The 22,067-nt window shown below is 68.4% G+C and carries 26 protein-coding genes and 3 tRNA genes; 13 read left to right on the top strand and 16 right to left on the bottom strand.

The window, feature by feature from the left end; genetic code table 11:
* Position 1 precedes the first annotated feature (1 nt).
* On the top strand, positions 2-1,468 hold the full coding sequence (locus G6N14_RS18660; protein ID WP_085136241.1) for a neutral zinc metallopeptidase: 1,467 nt from the start codon (positions 2-4) through the stop codon (positions 1,466-1,468).
* Between the two features lie 10 nt (positions 1,469-1,478).
* Entirely contained in the window at positions 1,479-2,081 is a 603-nt protein-coding gene (locus G6N14_RS18655; protein WP_085136240.1) for a DUF4333 domain-containing protein, read from the top strand.
* Between the two features lie 36 nt (positions 2,082-2,117).
* Here G6N14_RS18655 and G6N14_RS18650 read toward each other — a convergent pair whose 3' ends face one another.
* Positions 2,118-3,326, bottom strand: a complete 1,209-nt coding sequence (locus tag G6N14_RS18650) for a cytochrome P450 (protein ID WP_085136239.1) — start codon at positions 3,324-3,326, stop codon at positions 2,118-2,120.
* Between the two features lie 67 nt (positions 3,327-3,393).
* Positions 3,394-3,918, bottom strand: a complete 525-nt coding sequence (locus G6N14_RS18645) for a nuclear transport factor 2-like protein (protein ID WP_085136238.1) — start codon at positions 3,916-3,918, stop codon at positions 3,394-3,396.
* 197 nt (positions 3,919-4,115) lie between these two features.
* Here G6N14_RS18645 and G6N14_RS18640 point away from each other — a divergent pair, with 197 nt between their 5' ends.
* Positions 4,116-4,754, top strand: coding sequence for a TetR/AcrR family transcriptional regulator (locus tag G6N14_RS18640; RefSeq protein ID WP_085136237.1), 639 nt, complete (start codon positions 4,116-4,118; stop codon positions 4,752-4,754).
* 14 nt (positions 4,755-4,768) lie between these two features.
* On the opposite strand, the gene G6N14_RS18635 is transcribed toward G6N14_RS18640, so the two are convergent.
* The 5 genes from G6N14_RS18635 to G6N14_RS18615 all read right to left on the bottom strand — a co-directional run bounded on the left by G6N14_RS18635 (position 4,769) and on the right by G6N14_RS18615 (position 8,183).
* Positions 4,769-5,233 carry a hypothetical protein gene (locus tag G6N14_RS18635; protein WP_085136236.1) on the bottom strand — a complete coding sequence of 155 codons (465 nt, stop codon included), beginning with the start codon at positions 5,231-5,233 and terminating at the stop codon, positions 4,769-4,771.
* 55 nt (positions 5,234-5,288) lie between these two features.
* The gene (locus tag G6N14_RS18630) at positions 5,289-6,650 is read right to left on the bottom strand and encodes an aromatic ring-hydroxylating oxygenase subunit alpha (protein WP_085136235.1); all 1,362 of its coding nucleotides are present in this window, start codon (positions 6,648-6,650) and stop codon (positions 5,289-5,291) included.
* Positions 6,651-7,077: 427 nt separating this feature from the next.
* Positions 7,078-7,168: transfer RNA gene (locus G6N14_RS18625), tRNA-Ser, on the bottom strand.
* Positions 7,169-7,197: 29 nt separating this feature from the next.
* Positions 7,198-7,665 carry a nucleoside deaminase gene (locus G6N14_RS18620; protein WP_085136234.1) on the bottom strand — a complete coding sequence of 156 codons (468 nt, stop codon included), beginning with the start codon at positions 7,663-7,665 and terminating at the stop codon, positions 7,198-7,200.
* A complete protein-coding gene (locus G6N14_RS18615) occupies positions 7,662-8,183 on the bottom strand; it encodes a tRNA adenosine deaminase-associated protein (protein ID WP_085136233.1) in 522 nt (173 codons plus the stop codon). Before G6N14_RS18615 ends, G6N14_RS18620 begins: the two co-directional genes overlap by 4 nt.
* 84 nt (positions 8,184-8,267) lie before the next feature.
* Between G6N14_RS18615 and G6N14_RS18610 the strand changes: the two genes are divergently transcribed.
* Positions 8,268-9,209 (top strand): prephenate dehydrogenase, encoded by a 942-nt coding sequence (locus G6N14_RS18610; protein WP_234808957.1) that lies wholly within the window; start codon positions 8,268-8,270, stop codon positions 9,207-9,209.
* On the opposite strand, the gene G6N14_RS18605 is transcribed toward G6N14_RS18610, so the two are convergent.
* The gene (locus G6N14_RS18605; RefSeq protein ID WP_085136231.1) at positions 9,175-9,771 is read right to left on the bottom strand and encodes a putative glycolipid-binding domain-containing protein; all 597 of its coding nucleotides are present in this window, start codon (positions 9,769-9,771) and stop codon (positions 9,175-9,177) included. The genes G6N14_RS18610 and G6N14_RS18605 overlap by 35 nt on opposite strands.
* 122 nt (positions 9,772-9,893) lie before the next feature.
* Here G6N14_RS18605 and G6N14_RS18600 point away from each other — a divergent pair, with 122 nt between their 5' ends.
* Positions 9,894-10,223 (top strand): LapA family protein, encoded by a 330-nt coding sequence (locus G6N14_RS18600; protein WP_085136230.1) that lies wholly within the window; start codon positions 9,894-9,896, stop codon positions 10,221-10,223.
* A gap of 8 nt (positions 10,224-10,231) precedes the next feature.
* Here the strand turns inward: G6N14_RS18600 and G6N14_RS18595 are convergent, their stop codons facing one another.
* The 6 genes from G6N14_RS18595 to G6N14_RS18580 are packed head-to-tail and all read right to left on the bottom strand — an operon-like array spanning position 10,232 to position 15,344.
* Positions 10,232-10,867: a histidine phosphatase family protein gene (locus G6N14_RS18595; RefSeq protein ID WP_085136229.1), complete on the bottom strand. Its 636-nt coding sequence runs from the start codon at positions 10,865-10,867 to the stop codon at positions 10,232-10,234.
* A 34-nt stretch (positions 10,868-10,901) separates the two neighbouring features.
* Positions 10,902-12,773 (bottom strand): alkyl/aryl-sulfatase, encoded by a 1,872-nt coding sequence (locus G6N14_RS18590; RefSeq protein WP_085136228.1) that lies wholly within the window; start codon positions 12,771-12,773, stop codon positions 10,902-10,904.
* 37 nt (positions 12,774-12,810) lie between these two features.
* Positions 12,811-12,945, bottom strand: a complete 135-nt coding sequence (locus G6N14_RS21310; protein WP_264079877.1) for a hypothetical protein — start codon at positions 12,943-12,945, stop codon at positions 12,811-12,813.
* Entirely contained in the window at positions 12,935-13,099 is a 165-nt protein-coding gene (locus G6N14_RS20590; RefSeq protein WP_165756890.1) for a hypothetical protein, read from the bottom strand. Before G6N14_RS20590 ends, G6N14_RS21310 begins: the two co-directional genes overlap by 11 nt.
* Before the next feature lie 45 nt (positions 13,100-13,144).
* Positions 13,145-14,662: a sensor histidine kinase gene (locus G6N14_RS18585; protein WP_085136227.1), complete on the bottom strand. Its 1,518-nt coding sequence runs from the start codon at positions 14,660-14,662 to the stop codon at positions 13,145-13,147.
* Positions 14,640-15,344, bottom strand: coding sequence for a response regulator transcription factor (locus G6N14_RS18580; RefSeq protein WP_085136279.1), 705 nt, complete (start codon positions 15,342-15,344; stop codon positions 14,640-14,642). The genes G6N14_RS18585 and G6N14_RS18580 overlap by 23 nt, the downstream gene beginning before the upstream one ends.
* A 75-nt stretch (positions 15,345-15,419) precedes the next feature.
* On the opposite strand from G6N14_RS18580, the gene G6N14_RS18575 reads away from it, so the two are divergent.
* From G6N14_RS18575 to G6N14_RS18545, 7 genes are all read left to right on the top strand, one after another.
* Positions 15,420-15,764 carry a nuclear transport factor 2 family protein gene (locus tag G6N14_RS18575; RefSeq protein ID WP_085136226.1) on the top strand — a complete coding sequence of 115 codons (345 nt, stop codon included), beginning with the start codon at positions 15,420-15,422 and terminating at the stop codon, positions 15,762-15,764.
* A gap of 81 nt (positions 15,765-15,845) precedes the next feature.
* Positions 15,846-16,847 (top strand): phosphotransferase family protein, encoded by a 1,002-nt coding sequence (locus G6N14_RS18570; RefSeq protein ID WP_085136278.1) that lies wholly within the window; start codon positions 15,846-15,848, stop codon positions 16,845-16,847.
* The gene (locus G6N14_RS18565) at positions 16,844-18,091 is read left to right on the top strand and encodes an amidohydrolase (protein ID WP_085136225.1); all 1,248 of its coding nucleotides are present in this window, start codon (positions 16,844-16,846) and stop codon (positions 18,089-18,091) included. Before G6N14_RS18570 ends, G6N14_RS18565 begins: the two co-directional genes overlap by 4 nt.
* Positions 18,092-18,158: 67 nt before the next feature.
* The gene (locus G6N14_RS18560) at positions 18,159-18,476 is read left to right on the top strand and encodes a hypothetical protein (RefSeq protein ID WP_085136224.1); all 318 of its coding nucleotides are present in this window, start codon (positions 18,159-18,161) and stop codon (positions 18,474-18,476) included.
* A gap of 28 nt (positions 18,477-18,504) precedes the next feature.
* The gene (locus G6N14_RS18555) at positions 18,505-19,257 is read left to right on the top strand and encodes a hypothetical protein (RefSeq protein WP_085136223.1); all 753 of its coding nucleotides are present in this window, start codon (positions 18,505-18,507) and stop codon (positions 19,255-19,257) included.
* A gap of 9 nt (positions 19,258-19,266) precedes the next feature.
* Positions 19,267-19,989, top strand: coding sequence for a hypothetical protein (locus tag G6N14_RS18550; protein ID WP_085136222.1), 723 nt, complete (start codon positions 19,267-19,269; stop codon positions 19,987-19,989).
* 7 nt (positions 19,990-19,996) lie between these two features.
* Positions 19,997-20,764, top strand: a complete 768-nt coding sequence (locus G6N14_RS18545) for a hypothetical protein (protein WP_234808955.1) — start codon at positions 19,997-19,999, stop codon at positions 20,762-20,764.
* Here the strand turns inward: G6N14_RS18545 and G6N14_RS18540 are convergent.
* Together G6N14_RS18540 and G6N14_RS18535 are read right to left on the bottom strand one after the other, a co-directional pair.
* Positions 20,730-20,802: transfer RNA gene (locus tag G6N14_RS18540), tRNA-Arg, on the bottom strand. The two genes, G6N14_RS18545 and G6N14_RS18540, sit on opposite strands and share 35 nt — an antisense overlap.
* A gap of 37 nt (positions 20,803-20,839) precedes the next feature.
* A tRNA-Ser gene (locus G6N14_RS18535) sits at positions 20,840-20,928 on the bottom strand.
* A 75-nt stretch (positions 20,929-21,003) separates the two neighbouring features.
* On the opposite strand from G6N14_RS18535, the gene hisC reads away from it, so the two are divergent.
* The gene (gene hisC, locus G6N14_RS18530; protein WP_085136221.1) at positions 21,004-22,062 is read left to right on the top strand and encodes a histidinol-phosphate transaminase; all 1,059 of its coding nucleotides are present in this window, start codon (positions 21,004-21,006) and stop codon (positions 22,060-22,062) included.
* The last annotated feature ends 5 nt before the right edge of the window (positions 22,063-22,067 follow it).

Genomic DNA, 22,067 nt, shown 5'->3' with positions numbered 1-22,067 from the left:
AATGCCGCGACGCAGATCTCACCGACGGACCGCAACGCTTTTCGGGGTGGCGGCCCTGCTGCTGGCGTTGTGCTCCTGCGCCGAGCCCACCGCACCGACGGTGATCGCCGGCCACGCGATGGCAATGCTGTACGACCCCGGGCGGGTCGGCGGCTTGCCCACCGCGGAAGGCCCCAGCGGGCCGCGCGGTGAGGTCGGCCCGGTCACCCCCCGAGTGCACAACAGCGACGGTGGGCAGATCGACCGGTTGTCGCTGCTGGCCATCGACGACATCGAGGATTTCTGGACGCAGCACTACGCGCAGATGCTGCCGGGACGCTTCGACCCGGTCTCGACGCTGATGTCCTACGACTCCACCGATCCCGACGGCCCGTCGGTGTGCGGCGGCGACGTCTACCACCTGCCGAACGCGATGTACTGCCGAAAGCCGGACACCCTCGCCTGGGACCGCGCCAAATTTCTGCCCACGGCGCGAAAGTACTTCGGCGACACGGCGATCAGCGGCACGCTGGCGCACGAATACGGCCACGCCCTGCAGCACATGGCCGGCACCGTCAACCCGCTGACGCGCACCCTGGTCCGCGAACAGCAGGCCGACTGCTTCGCCGGCGTGTACCTGCGGTGGGTGGCGGCGGGCAATTCCCCCCGGCTGCAGCTGAGTACCGGCGACGGCCTCAACCACGTACTGGCCGGCCTGATCGTGATCCGCGACCCCGTGTCGACGGCGGACAATCCGGTGTCGGTCTCCGACGAACACGGCACCGCGCTGGACCGGGTCGGCGCTTTCCAGACCGGCTTCGACGGCGACGCGCAGATGTGCGCCGAGATCACCATGGATGACGTCCGCAAGCGCCGCGGCAACCTGCCGGGCTCGCTGTTCGACGCGCAGACTCCCCAAAGCGATCTCACGATCGACGAGTCGGTGTTGTCGACCCTGATGGAACAGCTGGGCCAGATCTTCGGCCTGTCCCGTCCGCCGGAGCTGTCCACGTCGGGCAAGTGCCCCAGCGGCCACCATCCCGATCCGGTGGCCTACTGCCCGGAGTCCAACCTGATCGTCGTCGACATGGCCGGACTGCAGGAGCTCAGCGCGCCGACAGACCAATCGACTCTCGGTATGCCGCAGGGCGACAACACCGGCTTGTCGGCCGTGACGTCGCGCTATGCGCTGGCGGTGCAGCGTGAGCGCGAAGCGGGCCTGGAGTCGGCGACCGCGGCGTTGCGAACCGCATGTCTGAGCGGGGTCGCCCAACGCCGGATGTCCGCACCGATGACGGTGGCCGGCGGACCGGGTCTGATGCTGGCCGGCGGCGACCTCGACGAGGCGGTCACCGGTCTGCTGATGAATGGGATCGTCGCCAGTGACGTCGACGACAACACCGTGCCGGCGGGTTTCACCCGCATCCTCGCGTTCCGGTCCGGGCTCTACGGCGACACCGACGGCTGCTTCGAGCGGTTCCCGGGATGAGCGGCAGGTCATGAACGCTCCGGAAGATCCGCGCAAGCCGCCGCAGGGCCGGCCGATTCCGCGGCCGCCACAGCAACCACACCGGCCGACCGGCCCCGCAAACCAGCGCCCACGCCCGCCCGAGCAACCCTGGTATCTGGAGTTCCGCCGACCGGCACCGCCGCCCCGGACGCACCGGCCACCGCCGGGCGCGCGACCGCTGGCGCCCGCCCCGCGTCCGCGGCCCGCGCAGGTCTCCCCGGATGCCGCCGCGCAGAAACCCGACCTGCAGCGCCCGTCGAACCGGACCCTGTTGATCACCGCGGGCGTCACCGCGCTGCTCGCCCTGGGCGTACTCCTGGCCTGGGTGCTGCGCGCCACCGTCGGCGATTCCGAGCAGATACAACTCGACGTGCGGGCAGCCCAAGACGGTGTCCGCCGGGTGCTGACCGACCCCGTCAACGGCTACGGCCGCGACGACGTGACCGACGTCCGATGCAACAACGGGGGCAACCCGACGGTGCGCAGGGGCGCCAGCTTCACCTGCACGGTGCTGGTCGACGGCGCCTTACGCCAGGTGCTGGTGGAGTTCGCCGACGACGCCGGGACCTATGCGGTGGACCGGCCGCGCTGATTCCCGGCCGACGACGGAGCGCCGCGGCGTAGGCCGTCAGGTGCCGAGGCGGGCGGGCATGCTGTCCCACCCGCGCACGGCCGAGGAGGAGGAGAAGACCGCCTCGTCCAGATCGACGGTCCAGTCCGGGAAGCGGTTCAGGATCTCGTCGAGGGCGACCCGTCCTTCGATGCGCGCCAGGGCGTTGCCCAGGCAGTAGTGCGCGCCGACCCCGAAGGTCAGGTGGCTGCGCGGTGGCCGGAGGACATCGAAGTACTCGGCGTCGGACCCAAACCGCCGCTCGTCGCGATTGGCCGCGCCGACCAGAGCCAGGATGGAACTGCCTGCAGGGATGGTGGTTCCGGCGACGTCGACGTCGCGGGTCACGTAGCGGGCCGCTTGCAGCGCCGGCGGCTCGTAGCGCAGGATCTCCTCGATTGCCTGCGGCAGCGCGGAGCGGTCGGCGGCGAGGTGCCGGCGCTGGTGGGGATGTTCGGAGAGCAGTTTGCCGGTCCATCCGATAAGCCGGGTGGTGGTCTCGGCGCCGGCAACGGCGACGACGTTCATGAACATCAGCAGCTCGTCGCGGCGCATCTTTCGGGTGGTTCCGGTTTCGTCCTCGAACTCGACGTTGAGCAGTTCGGTGGTGAGGTCGTCTGCCGGGTGGCGGACGCGATGGTCGATGAACTCGGCGAACAGTTGGCCGTCGGCCAGGACGCCGTCGGCGTTGTCGGTCATCTGCCCGCCGCGCTGGGTGCGCACGTGCTTGTCGCCGTCTTCCTGAATGCGGCGCTGGTAGTCCTGCGGGATTCCGAACAGCATCCCGACCACCCGCAGCGGCATCACCGATCCCAGGTCTTTGACGAAGTCGATGCGGTCACCGCCGATCAAGGGGTCCAAGCACTTTCGCGTGAGCTCCCGGATCTTGGGCTCCAGGGCGCTGATCTTGCGCGGGGTGAACGCCCGCGCCAGCAGCGACCGATGGATATCGTGGATCGGCGGGTCCTCGAAGATCAGCATTCCCGGTGGGATCTCCATACCGGACTTGATGATCTCCAGCACCACGCCGCGTGCGGAGCTGAACGTCTGGTGGTCGAGGAGCGTCCGGTTGACGTCGGCGAAGCGGCTCACCGCCCAGAAGTCGTGTGCGGCGTTGTAGTACACGGGCGCCTCGTCGCGGAACCGTTTGAACATCGGGTACGGGTCGGCGTTGAGGTCGGCGTCCCACGGGTCGTAGTACAACTCGTCGACGGCACTGGTGGTCATGGTGTGTTCCTTCGTCCGAATACCAGCCGCAAACCCGGCGCCGCGCTCCGGCGCACCGACCCGGCGACTAGAAAGTGATGCCGTGCTTCTCGAAATGGCTTGCCAGGGCTTGCATATAGCCGTCCCCGTGGAACGGTCCACGCGCGCCGATCGCCGCCTCCAGAAAGGGTCCGTACTCGTCGTCGTTGACATAGGTCGACCAGTGCACAATCTTGCAGTCGTCGTCGGTCTCGACGAAGCTGATCGAGTAGAAGCCCTGGACGTGCCCGGTGTTGACGTTGGTTCCCTCCCAGCGATAGCGCTGGACGAAACCGTTTTCGGCGGGCCAGACTTTGAATTCCACGGGTTTCCAGTCCGGGAAGGTCAAACCGTAGGCCTTGGCTTCGATGGTGGCCGCGGTGCTCCAATGGGTGGCCACGTCTTTGAGTACCAACTCCTGATCGGCCACAAAGTACGGCGACGTGTAGACCGCGTCGTCGGTGAACTCCCATTCGTCGTAGGTCTCGCCGTCTTGAACCTGCTGCAGTACGTACTTGTCGCGGTAGCTTTCCGCCATCCGGCGGTGCTTGGCTATCCGATCCTCCAGCTTCACAGCAGGCCTCCCTCACGTGACAAGTTGTGGTGAAAGACGTTTCGCGAAAGGCGACGAGGGCCGCGGCCGGCTCGGCGGGCACGAGCCGCACGACACGTCAGCACCATATACAGGACTGTATATTGAATACAGCGTCGTATCTAGGGTTTGGGGGCGTTGGTGGGCGCAATGGCAACCGGGCTGGGACAATAAATCCCGTGGCGGAACGATGGACCCGGCAACGGCGCGTGGAACACACCCGCAGCGTGTTGCTGGACGCCGCCGAGGAGGTGTTCGCCCGGCGGGGCTACGCCGGGGCGGCCCTTGAGGACATCGCCGATGCCGCCGGGTACACCCGCGGCGCGATCTACTCGCATTTCGGGGCCAAGGAGGAGTTGTTCCTGGCCGTCATCGAGCGGCACCTGCAGCGCTTTTTGTCCAGCTTCGAAGACGTCATCAGCTCGTTCGAGACGCTGGAGGAACTCGATGTGGCGCAGTTCGCCCAGCGGTGGCGTGAGCTGGTGACAGGCGGTCCCGACAGCGCCGCCCTGGGCCATGAGTTTTCGCTGTTCCTGCTGCGCAATCCCGAGGCTCGCGAACGCCTGGCGGGCAAGCGGCGACAGGCCCTGAACTCGCTGGCCGACTACATCGAAAAACACAGCAGCCGGCTCGGCGGAGAGCTGACCGTACCGGCCCACCAGCTGGCCAAGGTGCTGGTCGCCACCAATGAGGGCATCACCATCGGCTCCTACCTGGACGGCGAAGACCTCCAGACGCCGTTTCTGCAGATGGTGCTGGCCAGTGTGCGACCCAAGCCGGCGGCCGGCAACCGCCCCGGTTCACAGCGCGGCAGCTGACCCGCGGGGCGGCATCACTGCGCGGTGTCTCCGCTCAGCCCGCCGGCGAGCAGATCCGGGCTGGGCAGTTCCATCTGTAGGTAGACATCGACGCGGGCGATCCTGCCGGCATCGTCGAACTCGTAGATGCTGGCCGAGTTCACCACGCTGTGGAAGTCCCCGATCGTGCTGTGTTCCTCGAGCTCGAGGAACACAATCCCCTCGACCGTGCTGATCCGCCGGAAGGTGGCGTCCCACAGGGACGCCGTTGCCCAGCCCGTCAGAAAGGCCGTGTATTGCGCCCAGTTCATGACTTCTTTGAAGTTCCCGACACGCACGAAGTTCTCGGTGTCGACCAGCCGCGCGAGCGGAGCCCAGCTTTCGACGGTGAACCCCGGCTTCTTGGCTTCGTGCACCAACCTGCCCACGGTGCGGCTGTACTCCAATACCGTGCGCGTGTTGCCGTGGTGGTTGTCGATCACGGAGTCGATATCGCTCATCGAGGTCGCCCCAATCTTGTTGAGAGGATGGCTGAGTCGCGATGCCCGGGCAAGACTAGATGGCGCCGGCCAGGTAGCGGTCGACGACGGAGTGGTAATGGGCGATCACGATCTCCTCTTTGACCAATGACATGTGCTTCAACCGCTCGTTGCGCAGACCGATCTGCTGACGCGGCATCTGTTCGTAATCCTGCTGCAGGGCAAGGAAATACTTGTATGAACCCGGCTCGTCCACCACGATGGGCTCGGCCTTGAAGGCGCCGCGGTGCTCTTCGGGCAGCCACATGAAACTCATGATGTGCCAGGAGCATCTGTTCGGATCACCGCTGGGGTGCGGTTCGGACATGATGACGGTTGCCTCACCGGCACGGATCGTCATGAAGAAATTCGGGAACAGCACCCAGCCGTGGTTGTCGCTCATCTGCGCATCGGTCAACCCGTCGACGTCCAGGCCCATCCCGCGCAGGGTTTCCCGGGTTGCCCGCTGCAGCAGGGTGCGCGCGGTGACCCCCTCGGGGAACGCCAGCTCGCGCCCCTGATCCCGGTATTCGTCGACCAGCTCCTGAAACCGTGGCAGTGACGCCTGCACCGAGGGGAAGGTCTCGGGCAGCTCCAGGATTCCTTCGACTTGCTCTTCGGCGCTGTACGTGTCGGCATTGGCCACTTCGAACGGGGCCATGGAGATGCTGTGCTTGTCCAGAAGCTTGTACCGACTCTTGTAGGGGTCGATCATGATGACGCGCAGCAACTGGGGGTGGATCCCGGAGATGTGATAGCCCTCCTCGAAGGCGTCCATGACAACCTTCCAGTTACATTCCAGGTCCTCTTTGACGTCCATCACCGTGACCATCTCATCGAGGTGGTAGGGCTGGAGCATCTCGGCGATTTCGGGTCCCAGAAACTCACTCAGCGGTTCGGCATCAGGGTCGGGATTGAGGAAGATGAAGCCGGCGAGGCACTCGACCGCCACCGGCAGCAGCGAGAGCCCCTCCTTGTCCAGCGGGGACAGTGTGTTCTCCTTCTCCCGCAGCACGCCCCGCAGATGGCCATCGAGGCCGTAGGACCACAGGTGGTATTGGCAGAGCAGGCCCCGCTTGGCGTTGCCGGCGCCCTCGCACAGTCGGTTCCCCCGGTGCCGGCAGGCATTGACGAAGCCCCGGATCCGCTCGTCCTTGCCCCGGACGATCACATAGGACTGGTCGCGGATGCGGTATTCCTTCCAGTCCCCCGTCTCGGGCAGTTCACTGACCCGGCCCACCACGCGCCAGACCTTCTTCCAGATCTGCTCGGCCTCGCGCTCGGCGATCTCCGGACAGATGTAGCGATCGGTGGGGATGTTCATCCGGTACCCGGCGAAGTCGATGTCCTCGAGGGTGGGTGCGGTCTCGACCCAGTCACCGGGCTTCGTCGACTGCATATCTGCTCCTTGGGTCGGGGCATCCCGGGCCGGAGACCTCGGCGGGCAGCGGGCCAAGCGCCGGAGGAAGGGGCTGAACGTGATCGCAGCCACAACTCTACATTTCTGTATTGGATATACAAGGATGTATATCCATGGCCCGCCCGCAGCGCGCCGCAGACGCAACCGCGGTTGGCAACCGGCCGGTGGGGCCGTCCGCAGCGTTGCTCCCCCACTGCGGGCCCCACCGCTCCTGCGGCGAAAAACTCACCTGGACAACGGGTGTACTGCCTTCTCCACCGAACCGTCGATCGGAGCGTCGGGCGAGGGTCTGGACCGCGCAGTCACAGGCCGCCTCGGCCCCGGCGGAGTCGCCTGCATGCGGCCCGACAAACAGAAAACCCCGGCACGAGGCCGGGGAAATCCGTGACCGATGTGATTCATCACGTGGCGGTGGCGGAGGGATTTGAACCCTCGGTGGGGGGTTACCCCACACACGCTTTCGAGGCGTGCTCCTTAGGCCGCTCGGACACGCCACCGCGGGACAGCGTACCCAACAAAGGGGCTCTCAGCCCAATCGCTGCCGGGCGAAGAACGCTTCCAGTGGTGCAGCGCACTCCGCGGCCAGCACCCCGCCGCGCACTTGGGGCCGGTGGTTGAGCCGGCGATCACGCGCCACGTCCCACAGCGAGCCGACCGCGCCGGTCTTGGGTTCGAACGCCCCGAACACCAGCCGGGCCACCCGCGCGGCCACCAGTGCGCCGGCGCACATGGTGCACGGCTCCAGCGTGACGGCCAGGGTGGCGCCGGTCAGCCGCCAACCGTCGCCCAGCACGGCGGCCGCTGCGCGGATCGCCAGCATTTCGGCGTGCGCGGTGGGGTCTGCCAGCGCTTCTCTGGCGTTGGCCGCCTGGGCGAGCACGGTGCCGTCGGCGCCCACCACCACCGCTCCCACCGGAACGTCACGGGGCCCGGCCTGCCCGGCAGCCACCAGGGCCGCGCGGATCAGATCCTCGTCGCTGGGCGAGCCGGTCACCGACGGCGCCGCGGCAGTGCCGCGCTGAGCTCGTCGTCGAACCCCATCTCGCTGGCGATCCGGTGCAGCTGCTCCTCGATTGCCAGGTCGGCCTCGTCCAGGATGACGCTGAGCACCGCGGCGGGCAGCCCGATGTCGGCGAGCACCCCCAGGTCGCCCTCCTCGAACGGGTCGGCATCCTCCAGGTCGGCGGTGTCGATATCGGCGTCGATCGCCTCGAGCACCTCGTCGGCCAGGTCATAGTCCAAGGCGGCCGTGGCATCCGAGAGCAGCAGCCGGGTACCGGCCGGACCCGGGCGCACGATCACGAAGAATTCGTGGTCCACGTTGATCAGACCGAACACCGCGCCCGAGCTTCGCAACTCGCGCAGCTCCGTCTCCGCCCCGGCCAAACTGGTCAACGCGGCGGCGCGCATCGACGTGCAACGCCACCGGCCGTCTTCCCGCACAACGGCCATCCCGAAACCGTCCAGCGTGTCGGCTGGACGGTCCTGCGTGGACGGACCCTGTGCTTCCATGGGCGCCTACGGTAGTCGCCGTCCACGCCCTTGACCAGCGTGTGCCAACCTGGACACGTGGCGGTAAGCACAGTGAAAACTCCGGTGTGTGTCTTGGGGCTCGGTCTGATCGGCGGCTCGGTGTTGCGCGCGGCCGCCGCGGCGGGCCGCACCGCGTTCGGCTACAACCGGTCGGCAGACGGGGTGAACGCCGCGACAGCCGACGGCTTCGACGCCACCACCGAGCTGGACAGGGCCCTGACGCGCGCCGCTGACACCGATGCGCTGATCGTGATCGCGGTACCGGTACCGGCGCTGCAGATGCTGCTCGGCCCCATCGCCCGGCTCGCCCCCGACTGCCCCCTGACCGATGTCACCAGCGTCAAGAACCCGGTGCTCGACGAGATCGCCGCCGCCGGGCTGCAAGCCCGTTTCGTCGGCGGTCACCCGATGGCCGGGACCGCCCACTCCGGCTGGCCGGCCGGGCACGCAGATCTGTTCAAGGGCGCACCGTGGGTGATCAGCGTCGACGACCATGTGGATCCGGCGGTGTTCACCACGGTGCTGGACCTGATTCTGGACTGCGGTTCGGTGGCGGTGCCCGCACGCTCGGAGGAGCACGACGCGGCCGCGGCCGCCATCTCCCATCTGCCGCATCTGCTGGCCGAGGCACTGGCCGTCACCGCAGCCGACGTCCCGTTGGCGTTCGCGCTGGCCGCCGGATCGTTCCGGGACGGCACCCGGGTCGCCGGGACGGCACCGGACCTGGTCCGGGCGATGTGCGAGGCCAACTGGCGACGACTGCTGCCGGCGCTGGACCGCGCCATCGCGCTGCTGTCGGATGCGCGCGACTCCCTGTCGGCGTCGGATTCGGTGGCCGAACTGGTCAACAAGGGACATGCCGCGCGCACCCGCTACGACAGCTTCCCGCGCACTGAGATCGTCACGGTGGTCGTCGGAGCCGAGGACTGGCGCCGGGAGCTGGCCGCCGCGGGCCGGGCCGGCGGGGTGATCAGATCCGCGTTGCCAACCCGGGATAGTCGATGACGAACCCCTCTGAGTCGACGGTCACGATGGTGCCGCGCGCGTCGGTTCCCGGGGTGATCACCTTGATCCCGGGCCCGGTGCCGACACTGCTGTAGGTGGCGGTCGCCGCCACCACGGACATCTCGGGCAGGTTCAGGTACAGCGTGGGCAAGGTGATCGCCGCCGCCCGCTCGTGCAGCCGGGCCCGCCGGATCGGCAGGGTGTTGAAGAACGGGCTGAACAGCATGTCGACGTCCAGGGCTCCGTCATACCCGGCGCGGGACTGTCCCCGGGCATCGGTGATGAGCCACATGTTCTCCTCGTCGCGGGCGATCACCAGCTGACGTTCCCGTTCGGCGAGCGTGACGGTCAGTCCCAGCCGTTTGGTGGCGCCGGACTCATCGGTGTGCAGGTCGTAGTAGACACCGAACGCCGGGTGCTCGGTGGTGGCTCCGGCCACGATCCGGCCATTGGCCCTGATCCGGTTTCCCGACAGCTGCACCCGCACCGACTCCATCCGGGGGGCGTCGGGCGCCCGCCAGGTCAAAATCGCTGGCCACGGGCCAGAGGGGGCTGCGCTCATCAGCCCACCGTAAGGGACCGGGCCCCGGTCCGCAGACCGGCCCCCGGTGCGCAAACCGGCCCCCGGTGCGCAAACCCGCGAGATCCGATCCATTTCGGGCGCCCAACCGGCAAGATGTCTTTATGAGCAGCGACTCGACAATGCCCGTCGACCCGCAGGGCCACCCCAGTACACCGCCGCCGCCGCCGGCGTCGATGCCGTTCACCCGAGCCGGTGCGCTGTGGAGCGCGCTGATCGCCGGGTTCCTGGTCCTGATCGTGTTACTGGTATTCATCATGCAAAACACCGGACCGGTGGACCTGGCATTTTTCGCCTGGACCTGGAATCTGCCGAAGGGGGTGGCGATCCTGCTGGCCGCGATCAGCGGCGGCCTGCTGACCGCCCTGGTCGGCACCGCGCGGATCTTCCAGCTGCGGCGCGCCGCCAAGCGCAACATCGCGGCTCAGCGGTAACCCGCCGCTCAGCCCGCGGCGTGCTGGCCGCCGGGCAACCGGGCCTGGTTGCGCGGCAGCAGGTCCCACACGTGCTCGGTGCAGTTCGTCGACGCCACCGCGGCCTGACCCGACCGGGAGTACAGCAGCCGGGTGACCGACACGTAGTCGATGGGAAACGACAGCAGCCGCTGGGTGCCCAGAATCTGGTGCAGCACCACGTTGATCACACCGCCGTGACTGAATACCGCGATGGTGTCGTCTGGTGCCGCGCCGGCGGCCACATCGGCGAGGGCGGCGGCGACCCGCGCGCAGAACGCGGCCTCGTCGACACCGGCGGGCAGATGCCCCTGGGCCATGCGCGCCCAGTCCTGGGGCCGCTCGGTGCGCAGTTGTTCGATCGGTAGGTAGCCGGCCAGTTCCCGGTCGTATTCGGCGAACCGCTCATCGATGTCGATACCGAGACCGAGCTGCTCCGCGAGCGGCTCGGCGGTCTGGATCGCCCGGCGCTGCGGGCTGCTGACCAGGCGGGTGATCGGGAAGCGAGCCAACGCATCCGGCAGGCGCTGGGCTTGGGCGAATCCGGTCTCGGACAGCTCCGGGTCTGAGCCCTGGCCATACTCGCTGCGCAGCGGGAGCGCATGGCGGATCAGCAGCAACTGCACGCCTGCCACCCTAAGGGGCCGGTTACGCCCGGCATCACGGGGTGACGATGTTGAAGTTCGGGTCAGGGTGCTCGAGCACGTCGCGCAGGGTGGTCCACGCGGTGGGGTCGCCGGAGAACTCCACAGTCCCGGCGCCCACCAGCGCCATCAGCAGTGCCGACTTGTCGGCCGCCGTGACGGTCAGATCCGCACTGCCCGGGTCCGCGGGCGTCTTGCGGTGCACCAGCACGCCGTTGCACAGGGTGAGCCGGTAGTTGACACCGGTGTCGGCGAACACGACATCCAGGGCCAGCTCCAGGTCCCAGGCCCGCGGCCCATTGACCCGGATCGCCAGGCTCTCGAAGAGTTGCTCGGGGCTCAGCTGGGCGAGCAGCGCCGCCGAGGTGACGTTGCCGGCAGTCCCGAAGGTGCCGGTCCGCAGTTCGGTGGCCCCGGACAGGAAGAAGTTGCGCCAGGTCGCGTTCTCCGAGCCGAAGGCCAGCTGTTCGAGCGTGTCGGCGTAGAGCGCCCGCGCCCCGGCGTGATCGGAGTCGGTGAACATCGCATGATCGAGCAGTGTTGCCGCCCACCGGAAATCACCGTCTTCGAAGGCGGCCGCGGCCAGTTCGACCACCCGGTCCAGCCCGCCCATAGCCGCCGTATAGCGCGGGCCCAGGGCTTCGGGCGGGTGCGGCCACAGCCGGGCGGGGTTGCCGTCGAACCAGCCCAGGTACCGCTGATAGACGGCTTTGACGTTGTGGCTCACCGACCCGTAGTAGCCACGGGCGTGCCACGCGTTGTCCAGGGCGGGCGGCAGCGCGAACTCCTCGGCAATCTCGGCTCCGGTGAAACCGCGGTTGAGCAGGCGCAATGTCTGGTCATGCAGGTAGGCGTACAGATCGCGCTGCAGCCCCAGGTATTGCGCGATCCGCTCGGTTCCCCACGTCGGCCAGTGGTGCGAGGCGAACACCACATCGGACCGCCCGGCGAAGGTGTCGATGGCCTCGGTGAGATAGCCCGCCCAGGCCCGCGGGTCGCGCACCAGCGCGCCGCGCAGTGTGAGCAGGTTGTGCTGATTGTGGGTGGCGTTCTCGGCCATGCACAGCGCCCGGAACTGCGGGAAGTAGAAGTGCATCTCCGCCGGCGCCTCGGTTCCCGGCGCCATCTGGAATTCGATCCGCACTCCGTCGATGTCCAGTGTTTGGCCGGTATGGGAGATGCTGACGGTCGGGACGATGACCGACACTTCCCCGGTCGAGGTGTTCTGCCCCAGTCCGCAGCCGACCTGCCCGCGCGGGCCCCGCGCCAGCACGGTGCCGTACATGTAGCCGGCCCGGCGCAGCATCGCGGTGCCGGCGTAGACGTTTTCGGCCACCGCGTGTTCGATGAAGCCCTCCGGCGCGACCACGGCCACCCGGCCGGCGTCGACGTCGACCTGGGACGTCACGCCCAGCACGCCGCCGAAGTGATCGATGTGGCTGTGCGTGTAGATGACCGCGGTGACGGGCCGGTCACCGCCGCGGTGCGCGCGGTAGAGGGCCAGTGCCGCGGCGGCGACCTCGGTGGAGATCAGCGGGTCGATGACGATGACCCCGTGGTCGCCCTCGACGAAGGTGATGTTGGAGATGTCCAAGCCGCGCACCTGGTAGATGCCCTCGACCACTTCGTAGAGACCCTGCTTGGCGGCCAGTTGGGATTGTCGCCACAGCGAGGGATGCACCGATGTGGGCGGATCGCCGGCGAGAAAGTCGTAACTGTCGTTGTCCCAGACCACCCGGCCGTCGGCGGCGGTGATGACGCAGGGCGTCAGGGCGGCGATGAACCCGCGGTCGGCATCGGCGAAATCGGCGGTGTCATCGAAGGGCAGGGTGGCGCGCAGCTGCGCGTGGGCGGCCTCGATCGACGCGCTGACCGGCTGGTTGTCCATGGCGCACAGCTTGCCACCGCGGGCCGGGCCGCAGGCGTCAGCGGCGGCGCCGAAACGCGGTCAATGCGTGGCGCAGCCGCGCCGGCCACGAGGGGCGGGCGACCCGGTCCCGGGTCTCGCGTGCCTCGCGGGCGTAGTCGCGGATCGATTCGTCGCCTTCTTCAGCGCGCATCGGTCACCGCCTGCGCGGAGTCCTCCGGCGGGTCTTCGGGGACCAGCCGTTCCGGCACTTCGGCGGGCGCCAGGCGTTCCGGTGTCTCCGCGGGCGCCAAGCGCTCCGGTGGCTCGTCCGGCCGGCCCGGTTCGGGCGGCAGTTCGGGATTCATCCCGATCGCCTACCCGCCTGGGGCCGGGCGCAAACCCGGGATGTGCTAGCGGGGCAGGCGCACGGTGAACACGGTGCGGCCCGGTGCACTGCTGACGGCGATGCTCCCGCGGTGCGCCCGGACCACCGCCGAGGCGATCGCCAACCCCAGGCCGGTGCTGCCCCCGGTGCGGGACCGTGAGGTGTCTCCGCGGGCGAACCGCTGGAAGATCTCCGCCGCGAACTGCGCCTGGATGCCGGGGCCGTCGTCGGTGACGCTGAGCACCGCCTCCCGGCCGTCGACGCCCAGCCGCAGCGTGACCATGGTGCCCGGACCGGTGTGGACGGCGGCGTTGGTGAGCAGGTTGGCCACCACCTGGTGCAACCGGGCGGCGTCGCCGGGCACGATCACCGGCTCGTCGGGCAGCTCGAGGCGCCAGTGGTGCTCCGGGCCGCCGACGTGGGCATCGCTGACCGTGTCGACCGCCAGCCGCGACAGGTCCACCGGCTCGTGCTCCAAGGGGCGGCCGGAGTCCAGCCGCGCCAGCAGCAGCAGATCTTCGACCAGTTGGGTCATCCGCTCGGTCTCGGACTGCACCCGGCTCAGCGCGTGCGACAGCGCTGCGGAGTCCGCACCGTCCGAGACGGGAATACGCTGCGCCAGTTCGGTATAACCGCGGATCGCGGTCAGTGGCGTGCGCAGCTCATGACTGGCGTCGGCGACGAACTGACGCACCCGGGTCTCACTGGCCTGCCGGGTCGCCAGTGCCGCGGCCATGTGATCGAGCATCCGGTTGACCGCGGCGCCCAGTTGCCCGACCTCGGTGCGGGGGTTGGCGTCGGATTCGGCGACGCGCACCGGCAGCGTCACCTCACCGCGGTCCAGGGGCAGGCCGGCTACTTCGCCCGCGGTCTGCGCGACGCGGCGCAGCGGCGCCAGCGCGCGCCGGGTGACCACGCCTGCGGCCGCGGCCACCGCGGCCACCGCAACCAGGGTTACCAGCCCGAAGATCAGCAGCACCCGGACCATGGTGTCCTCCACCGCCGCCAGCGGCAGCCCGGTGACCACCACATCGTCACCGCGACGGGCGGTGGTCGCCACCACGCGGTAGCGGCCGATCCCCTCGAGGCGGCGCGTCACCGCCGGGGCGCCCGCAGTCACCTCGCTCAATTGCGCTGCGGCCGACGGACTCAGCTGCTCGCGCTGGCCGGAGGTACTCAGATAGCCGGCCTGCACATCGGGACCTTCTGCGGTCGGGCCGCCGGGATCCACCACCGCACCGACCATGCCCGCCGGCTGCCCGGGCGCGTCCAGGAAGTCCGGGCCGGGACCCGGACGGGGCCGGTGATGCCGGTGCGCGGCCAGCGGATGACCGTGCAGCCGCGCCGAGCGATGCGAGGCGTCTTGGAGCTGGTGATCGAGCTGACTGACCAAGAACTGGTACAGGGCCAGTTCGGTGACCGCGCCGATCCCCAGGCAGGCCACGGTCAGCAGGACGATCTGACTGACCAGCAGCCGCGCCCGCAGCGACCAGTTTCGCCCGGTGCCGGCGTGCGGCGATTTACCCAGCCGGCTTGAGCACATAGCCGGCGCCGCGCAGCGTGTGGATCATCGGTTCTCGACCGTTGTCGATTTTCTTCCGCAGGTAGGAGATGTAGAGCTCGACGATATTGGCCCGGCCACCGAAGTCATAGCCCCACACCCGGTCCAATATCTGCGCCTTGGACAGCACCCGTCTGGCGTTGTGCATCAGATACCGCAGCAGCTCGAACTCGGTGGACGTCAGCGTGATCGGGTCACCGCCGCGGGTCACCTCGTGGGAGTCCTCGTCGAGCACCAGGTCCCCGACCACGATCTGAGCGCCGGCCTCGGCGGTGCTCACCCCGGACCGGCGCAGCAGCGCCCGCAGCCGCAGCACCACCTCTTCGATGCTGAACGGCTTGGTGACGTAGTCGTCGCCGCCTGCGGTCAGCCCCGCGAGGCGGTCCTCCAGGCCGTCCTTGGCCGTCAGGAACAGCACCGGCAGCCGCGGGTTGATGTCCCGCAGCCGGTGCAGCACGTCCAGCCCGCTCATGTCGGGCAGCATCACGTCGAGCACCACGACATCGGGACGCTCGGCTTTCGCCGCGGCTATCGCCGAGGCGCCGTCACCGGCGGTCACGGTGGTCCAGCCCTCGTAGCGCAGCGCCATCGACACCATCTCGGCCAGCACCGTCTCGTCGTCGACCACCAGCACGGTGATGGGCTTTCCGTCGGCGCGCGCCATCACCACCCGCTCGACCGATCCCCGTGGCGCCGTCATCGCCTTCCAGTATGTCGGTCGCGCGGATATGTTCTTCCGATGGCACGTTCACCGCAAGAGATCTTCGACCACCACCTCAAGGCCCTGCTCGCCGGCGACGTCGACGAGCTGCTGGTCGACTACAGCGACGACTCGGAGCTGATCACCGCCGCCGGCGTGGCGCGGGGCCGAGGTGAAATCCGGGCCGCGTTCAGCCAGCTGTCGGCAGCACTGGCCGACGCCGAGTTCGAGATCAAGTCGCAGACCTACAGCGGCGATGTGCTGCTGCTGGAATGGTCGCTGGCGGCCGCGGCATTCGAAGTCGACGGGGTGGACACCTTCGTGTTCGGCGACGACTCGATCCGGGTGCAGACGATCTCCCAGCAGGCGCGGCCGAAAAGCTGACGCGGGTCGGCAATTCCACGCAAGCGCGCTGCGGCGGGGGGTAGGTTTCCCCCCGTGAACCTTGAAGCGGTGGCGGCGTGGATGTCCGCTCAGGGCCTGGGCGAGGGCCCGCTGGACGACGTCACCGAGCTGTCCGGTGGCACCCAGAACGTCATGCTGCGGTTCACCCGGGCCGGTCGCAGCTACGTCCTGCGGCGCGGTCCGCGGCACCTGCGGCCACGGAGCAACGCGGTGATGCTGCGCGAGACCCGGCTGCTGGCCGCGCTGGCCGGTACCGATGTGCCGCACCCGGGCCTGATCGCCGTCTGCGACGACGCGGCGGTGCTCGGCGACGCCGTGTTCTATCTGATGGAGCCCGTCGACGGGTTCAACGCCAGCGGCGACCTGCCGGCCCTGCACGCCGGTGATCCGACGGTCCGGTATGGGATGGGGCTGTCGATGGCCGACGCGCTGGCCAAGCTCGGCGCCGTCGACCATGTCGCGGTGGGGTTGGCGGATTACGGAAAGCCGGACGGCTTCCTGGAACGCCAGGTTCCGCGTTGGCTGGCCGAGCTGGACTCCTACGGGCAGTTCGAGAACTATCCGGGGCCGGACCTGCCGGGGTTGCACGAGGTCGCCGCCTGGCTGCAGCGCAACGTGCCGACATCGTGGCAACCGGGAATCCTGCACGGCGACTATCACGCTGCCAACGTGATGTTCTCGCCCACCGGACCGGAAGTGGCGGCGATCGTGGACTGGGAGATGTCGACCATCGGGGACCCGCTGCTGGACCTGGGCTGGTTGCTGGCCACCTGGCGCCAAGACGACGGGTCGAGCGTGTTCAGCCACACGCTGACGGGCATGGATGGGCTGGCCTCCACCGCTGATCTGATTCAGCGCTACGCCGCGGGCAGCTCCCGCGATCTGTCGCAGATCGGGTGGTACACGGTGATGGCCGGGTTCAAACTGGCCATCGTGATCGAGGGAACGCTGGCACGGGCCTCCGCCGGAATGGCCGACCGGGAAGTCGGCGAGACCTTGCACCAGGCCGCCGTCTGGCTTTTCGAGCGCGCCCAGACCACTTGGATGGCGGGTGCGACGTGACCGGCCTGGCCGAGCGCGTCGACGACATCGTCGCCGCCGATACCCGGCGGTTGGTCGAGATCTTCAAGGATCTGCATCGTCACCCCGAGTTGGGGTTTCACGAAGTGCGTACCGCGCGAACCGTCGCACAGGCACTCAGTGACCTGGGCCTGACGGTGACCACCGGGATCGGCCAGACCGGGGTGGTCGCTGTGCTGGCCAACGGCCCGGGCCCGGTGGTGATGTACCGCGCCGACATGGACGCGCTGCACGTGCCGGAGGCCACCGGACTGGACTACGCGAGCAGCAGCCCGGAACTGGGCCACATGTGCGGCCACGACGCGCACGTCACCTGGATGCTGGGGATGGCCAAGGTGCTGGCCCAGACCACCGACTCGTGGTCGGGTACGGCGGTGTTGGTCGGTCAGCCGGCCGAGGAGCTGATCGCCGGCGCGGCGGCCATGGTCGCCGGTGGCCTCTACGACGTCGCCCCACGGCCGGATGCGTTCCTGGCCCTGCACACCGTCCCGCTACCGGTGGGGATGGTGGCCGCGGCCGGCGGCGAGCGGATGGCCGGCACCGACCAGCTCGACGTGGTTTTCCACGGCGTCGGCGGGCACGGGTCGATGCCGCAGTTGGCCCGCGACACCGTGTTGATGGCCGCGCAGGCCGTCGTGCAGTTCCAGTCGATCGTCAGCCGCACCATCGCGCCGAACGAGACCGCGGTGCTCACAGTCGGTTCGGTGCAGGCCGGCGGCACCTACAACGTGATCCCGGACCGGGCGCTGCTCAAGGTCAACCTGCGCTGGTTCAACCCGCAGGTGCGCGAGCAGATGCTCACCGGCATTCGGGCGATCTGCACCGGGATAGCGCGCAGCTACGGCATGCCCGATGACCGGTTGCCCACCATCACCATGGCCGGCGGCGCACCCCCGCTGGTCAACGACCCGGCTCTCACCGATCGGGTGGCCACCGCGCTGGGCGATCTGCTGGGCGAATCCCACGTCTTGCGTGACCTGCCGGCGGGGACGGGCTCGGAGGACTGTCACCTGCTCAAAGGGCCACATCATGAGGTGCCGCTGGCGTATCTCCTGGTCGGAATCGCCGATCCGAAGGTGTACGCGAAGTGCGCTGAACGGGGTCAATTGTTCCCTTATGCCCCGCATTCGCCGGACTATGTGATCGACCTTTCCGCTATCCCGGCCGGAACCAGGATTGCGGCCCGTGGGATGCTTGAATTGCTTACTCCCAGTCGGTCTCAGTAGGAATTACGCTCCGCCGAGTCGCTAAAATACTTGTGCGGTCCACGAACGAGAGCTAAGGTGTATTGCTGTGGACGATCGTCACAAAGACCCAACCGTAGTGTTGCCGTACCTTGTGGGCAGGCCGCTCGGCGCGAGCGAGGTCTACGAGGCATTCGGCTACCGCAAGTCCGCCTACTACAAAGCGGCCCATGAAGGGCGGTTGATCAGTGCGGACAACCTGATCCGAGTGGCGAGGTATTTCGGGCTCAATCCCGTCGACCTTCAGGTGCGGTTCGGATTGATCGAGCACGACGCCGTGGCCGAATACCTGGAAACGGCGCCGCCCCCGACGCCCCCGCTGCGCTTGGGTGATCTCAAAGCCAATCTGGACAAACCGCCCGTATAGCGGCGTCGCCACGAAGTACGGTCGACCCATGATGTCGGCCCTCATGGGTGTCACCGTGCTGGTGACGCTGTACAGCCTGTGGGTGCGCCGCCACACCTGGTGGTCGCGCTGGGAGATCGGCGTCACCCTGGCCCTGGCGCTGGAGGCCATCGGATTGGCGCTGATGTCGCCGTGGGTCTCCGAAACTCTCGGGCCGTTGATGCACCGGGCCACCGGGGTGTGGAACCTTCAGCAGCTGGCCGGTCACCTCTGCTTCGTCATCGCCGTCGCGGCCAATGCCTACCACGTCCTGGCACGCGTGGCCTCGCTGGACCAGATGGGTCCCTGGTTCCGCCGGAGGGTGGCGCGCCCAGTCCAGGTCGCCATGGTCGCGATGGTCGCGCTGTTCCTGGCCGCCGACTCCGGCTACAACGCGGACGGCTTCGCAACCGTGGGCTCCAACCACTGGCACACCGCGTACTGGGCGGTGGTCTCCTCCACGCTGATCTACCTGGGCATCGTCGCTACCCGGCTGTTACTGATATCGCGGTCGGATCCGCGGGCCAAGGAGACCGTCGAGCTCTACACGCTGTCATCAGGCTTCGGCCTGGCGGGCATGCTGGCGCAGTTGAGCACCACCTGGATCCACGCCGACCTGAGCACCCTGGTCTGGCTGTGCGTGTGCGCAGCCATCTGTATCTTCGCCTACGGCTCGGCCCGGTCCTGGCAGGCCAAAGCCGCGTGGTTCACCAGCTCCGAACGCCCGGTGGCGCAGCCGAATCCCCCGCAAGCCCTGTCCTGAGAACACGCGATGACCGGAATCCTGATCGCCACGTTGGCGCTGCTCGCCTATAGCCTCTGGGTGCGCCGCGACACCTGGTCGACGCGCTGGGAGAACGCCGCCACCCTCGCGTTGGCGCTCCTGGCCTGTGCGCTGCTCCTGATGTCGCCGTGGGCCGCAGCCGACATCGGCCCAGTGCTCCACGACGTCCTCGGGGTGTGGAACACCCCGGCGCTGGTCGGCCACCTATGCCTGATCGTGGCCGTGACGGCGAACATCTACCACATGCTGCTGCGGCTCGCCGACCCCGTTCACGTGCGGGTCATCATGCGCCGCCACCTGCTGATTCCGATCGTTCTGGGGGTTGCCGTGATGGTGCTGGCCTACCTGCGTTCCGATCAGACCTACCAGCGCGATGTGCTGGCCGCACCCCGGGCCGATGGCTGGATGCTGGTGTACTTCCTGGTCGGCGGCTCGCTGGCGCTTTACCTGAGCGCCTACTCCAGCCGGCTGATGTTGGCGTTGCGCCATGATCCGCGCGCCAAGCGCACCTTGGACCTGCACCTGGTCTCGATGACGGCTGCCATCGCCGCGGGCCTGCTCGTGGTCGGCTCGTCCTGGGTCGCCGGGGACGACGCCAGCCCCGGCATCTGGTTCTGCATCTGTGTGGCGGGGGGAACCTTCGCCTACGGGTCTGCTCGGTCCTGGAAGGCCAAGAGCGCCTGGTTCGCCCCCGGCGACAGGCGGCGGTGAACGGCCAGTGCTGACATCTGCCATCACCGCGGCCACCCTGATGATCGTCGGTTACTGCCTGTGGGTTCGCCGCGACACCTGGCGGTCGCGGTGGGAGGCCGGCGCCACCTTCGCCATCGCGATGGAGGGGTGCGCGCTGTTCCTGCTGACGCCGTGGGTCGGCACCCAGCTGGGCCCGGCCCTGCACGGCCTGTTCGGGCTGTGGTACGTACAGCAGCTGGCCGGTTGGCTGTGCCTTATCGCCGGTGTGATCGGCAACATCTACCACATGCTGGTGCGCCTCACCGCCCCGCCGCACGTGTGGCCGATCATGCGCAAGCACCTCCTGATGCCGGTGGGCCTGGGTGTCGCGGTGATGCTGGTGGCGTTCGTCAGTTCCCCACTCACGTTTGAGCCGGACATGCTCACCCGGCAGACCGGCGATCGCTGGCTGACCGTCTTCGCAGTGACGACGTGCACGTTGCTGACGTTCCTGACCGGCTATGTCGGCCGGCTGATGTGGTCGCTACGGCGCGATCAGCGGGCCAGGACGACGCTGGTCCTCTACTCGACAGCCATGGGGTTCGCGGTGGCCGGCGGCGTGGTCGCAATCGTCTCGATCTGTCTGGGCCGATTCGGCGGCCCGGCCATCTTGGTATGCGTCAGCCTGTCGGTGGCTGTCTTCGCCTACGGACTGGCGCGATCGTGGCAGGCCAAGAACGCGTGGTTCCGGCCCAACCTGCGCCGGGACGAACCGTGCGTGCGCCCGAAGGGATTCGAACCCCCAACCTTCTGATCCGTAGTCAGATGCTCTATCCGTTGAGCTACGGGCGCCGGTCTTCAGTTGTCGGTCGAGCAAGCTCGGCCGTTGCGGAGGCGAGAGGATTTGAACCTCCGGTCCCCCGTAAAGGGGACAACTCATTAGCAGTGAGTCCCATTCGGCCGCTCTGGCACGCCTCCTCGAACTCGTTGAGGGTACCGGATCACTCCCCGACTTCTGAAACCGCGGGGCACAACGCCAGTACCGGCCCACATATGCTGTGGTCCGTGACCGCCAGACTGCGCCCCGAGATGGCCGCTCTGCCAGCCTACGTCGAGGGCAAGACGGTCCCGGGTTCGATCAAACTCGCCAGCAACGAGACGGTGTTGCCCCCGCTGCCCAGCGTGGTCAAGGCCGTCGAGGCCGCCCTGGCCAACACGAACCGCTACCCCGACAACGGCTACGCCGCCCTGCGTGCCCGACTGGCCGAGCACGTCGGTTTCGGCCCGCAGCACGTCGCGGCCGGCTGCGGGTCGGTCAGTCTGTGCCAGCAGCTCATCCAGATCAGCGCCGGCGCGGGCGACGAGGTGGTGTTCGGCTGGCGCAGCTTCGAGATCTATCCCCTGCAGGTGCGCACCGCCGGCGCCGTGCCGGTGCAGGTGCCCCTACGCGAACACACCTACGACCTGGACGCGATGCTGGCCGCCATCACCGACCGCACGCGGCTGATCTTCGTGTGCAATCCCAACAATCCGACCTCCACCGTGGTCGACCCCGCCGCGCTGGCACGGTTCGTCGCCGCGGTGCCCTCGCACATTCTGGTCGCCATCGACGAGGCCTACGTGGAGTACATTCGCGACGGCCTGGTTCCCGACAGCCTGGGGCTGGTCCGCCGGTACCCGAATGTGGTTGTGCTGCGGACCTTCTCGAAAGCCTACGGGCTGGCCGGCCTGCGACTGGGCTATGCGGTCGGCGATCCGGAGATCATCACCGCGCTGGGCAAGGTCTACGTCCCGTTCACGGTCTCCAGCGCGGCGCAGGTCGCCGGCATCGCGTCGCTGGACGCCGCAGATGAGCTGATGGCCCGCACCGACGCGGTCGTGGCCGAACGGTCCCGGGTTGCCGCCGCGCTGCGAGCGGCCGGGTTCGAACTGCCGGATTCGCAGTCCAACTTCGTGTGGCTGCCGCTGGCCGAGCGCACCGGCGACTTCGTGGCTGCCGCCGCGGCGGCGGCCATCGTGGTCCGCCCCTACGGGCAGGACGGCGTCCGGGTCACCATCGGCGCGCCCGAGGAGAACGACGCGCTGTTACGGTTCGCACAGACGTACCGCTGAGGAGG

The organism is Mycolicibacter hiberniae (assembly GCF_010729485.1).
Taxonomy (GTDB): Bacteria; Actinomycetota; Actinomycetes; order Mycobacteriales; family Mycobacteriaceae; genus Mycobacterium; species Mycobacterium hiberniae.
This window is presented reverse-complemented; position numbering and strand designations above follow the sequence as displayed.

Excerpts from the sequence above, each read along its gene's own strand:
- G6N14_RS18630 (WP_085136235.1), bottom strand. The coding sequence starts at position 6,650 with ATGCAGTCGACGAAGCCCGGTGACTGGGTCGAGACCGCACCCACCCTC.
- G6N14_RS18575 (WP_085136226.1), top strand. The coding sequence starts at position 15,420 with ATGGCACGTTCACCGCAAGAGATCTTCGACCACCACCTCAAGGCCCTG.
- G6N14_RS18550 (WP_085136222.1), top strand. The coding sequence starts at position 19,267 with ATGACCGGAATCCTGATCGCCACGTTGGCGCTGCTCGCCTATAGCCTC.
- G6N14_RS18570 (WP_085136278.1), top strand. The coding sequence starts at position 15,846 with ATGTCCGCTCAGGGCCTGGGCGAGGGCCCGCTGGACGACGTCACCGAG.
- G6N14_RS18600 (WP_085136230.1), top strand. The coding sequence starts at position 9,894 with ATGAGCAGCGACTCGACAATGCCCGTCGACCCGCAGGGCCACCCCAGT.
- G6N14_RS20590 (WP_165756890.1), bottom strand. The coding sequence starts at position 13,099 with ATGAATCCCGAACTGCCGCCCGAACCGGGCCGGCCGGACGAGCCACCG.
- G6N14_RS18580 (WP_085136279.1), bottom strand. The coding sequence starts at position 15,344 with ATGGCGCGCGCCGACGGAAAGCCCATCACCGTGCTGGTGGTCGACGAC.
- G6N14_RS18650 (WP_085136239.1), bottom strand. The coding sequence starts at position 3,326 with ATGACCACCAGTGCCGTCGACGAGTTGTACTACGACCCGTGGGACGCC.
- G6N14_RS18590 (WP_085136228.1), bottom strand. The coding sequence starts at position 12,773 with ATGGACAACCAGCCGGTCAGCGCGTCGATCGAGGCCGCCCACGCGCAG.
- G6N14_RS21310 (WP_264079877.1), bottom strand. The coding sequence starts at position 12,945 with ATGCGCGCTGAAGAAGGCGACGAATCGATCCGCGACTACGCCCGCGAG.
- G6N14_RS18585 (WP_085136227.1), bottom strand. The coding sequence starts at position 14,662 with ATGTGCTCAAGCCGGCTGGGTAAATCGCCGCACGCCGGCACCGGGCGA.
- G6N14_RS18605 (WP_085136231.1), bottom strand. The coding sequence starts at position 9,771 with ATGAGCGCAGCCCCCTCTGGCCCGTGGCCAGCGATTTTGACCTGGCGG.
- G6N14_RS18635 (WP_085136236.1), bottom strand. The coding sequence starts at position 5,233 with ATGAGCGATATCGACTCCGTGATCGACAACCACCACGGCAACACGCGC.
- G6N14_RS18555 (WP_085136223.1), top strand. The coding sequence starts at position 18,505 with ATGATGTCGGCCCTCATGGGTGTCACCGTGCTGGTGACGCTGTACAGC.
- hisC (WP_085136221.1), top strand. The coding sequence starts at position 21,004 with ATGCTGTGGTCCGTGACCGCCAGACTGCGCCCCGAGATGGCCGCTCTG.
- G6N14_RS18660 (WP_085136241.1), top strand. The coding sequence starts at position 2 with ATGCCGCGACGCAGATCTCACCGACGGACCGCAACGCTTTTCGGGGTG.
- G6N14_RS18615 (WP_085136233.1), bottom strand. The coding sequence starts at position 8,183 with ATGGAAGCACAGGGTCCGTCCACGCAGGACCGTCCAGCCGACACGCTG.
- G6N14_RS18655 (WP_085136240.1), top strand. The coding sequence starts at position 1,479 with ATGAACGCTCCGGAAGATCCGCGCAAGCCGCCGCAGGGCCGGCCGATT.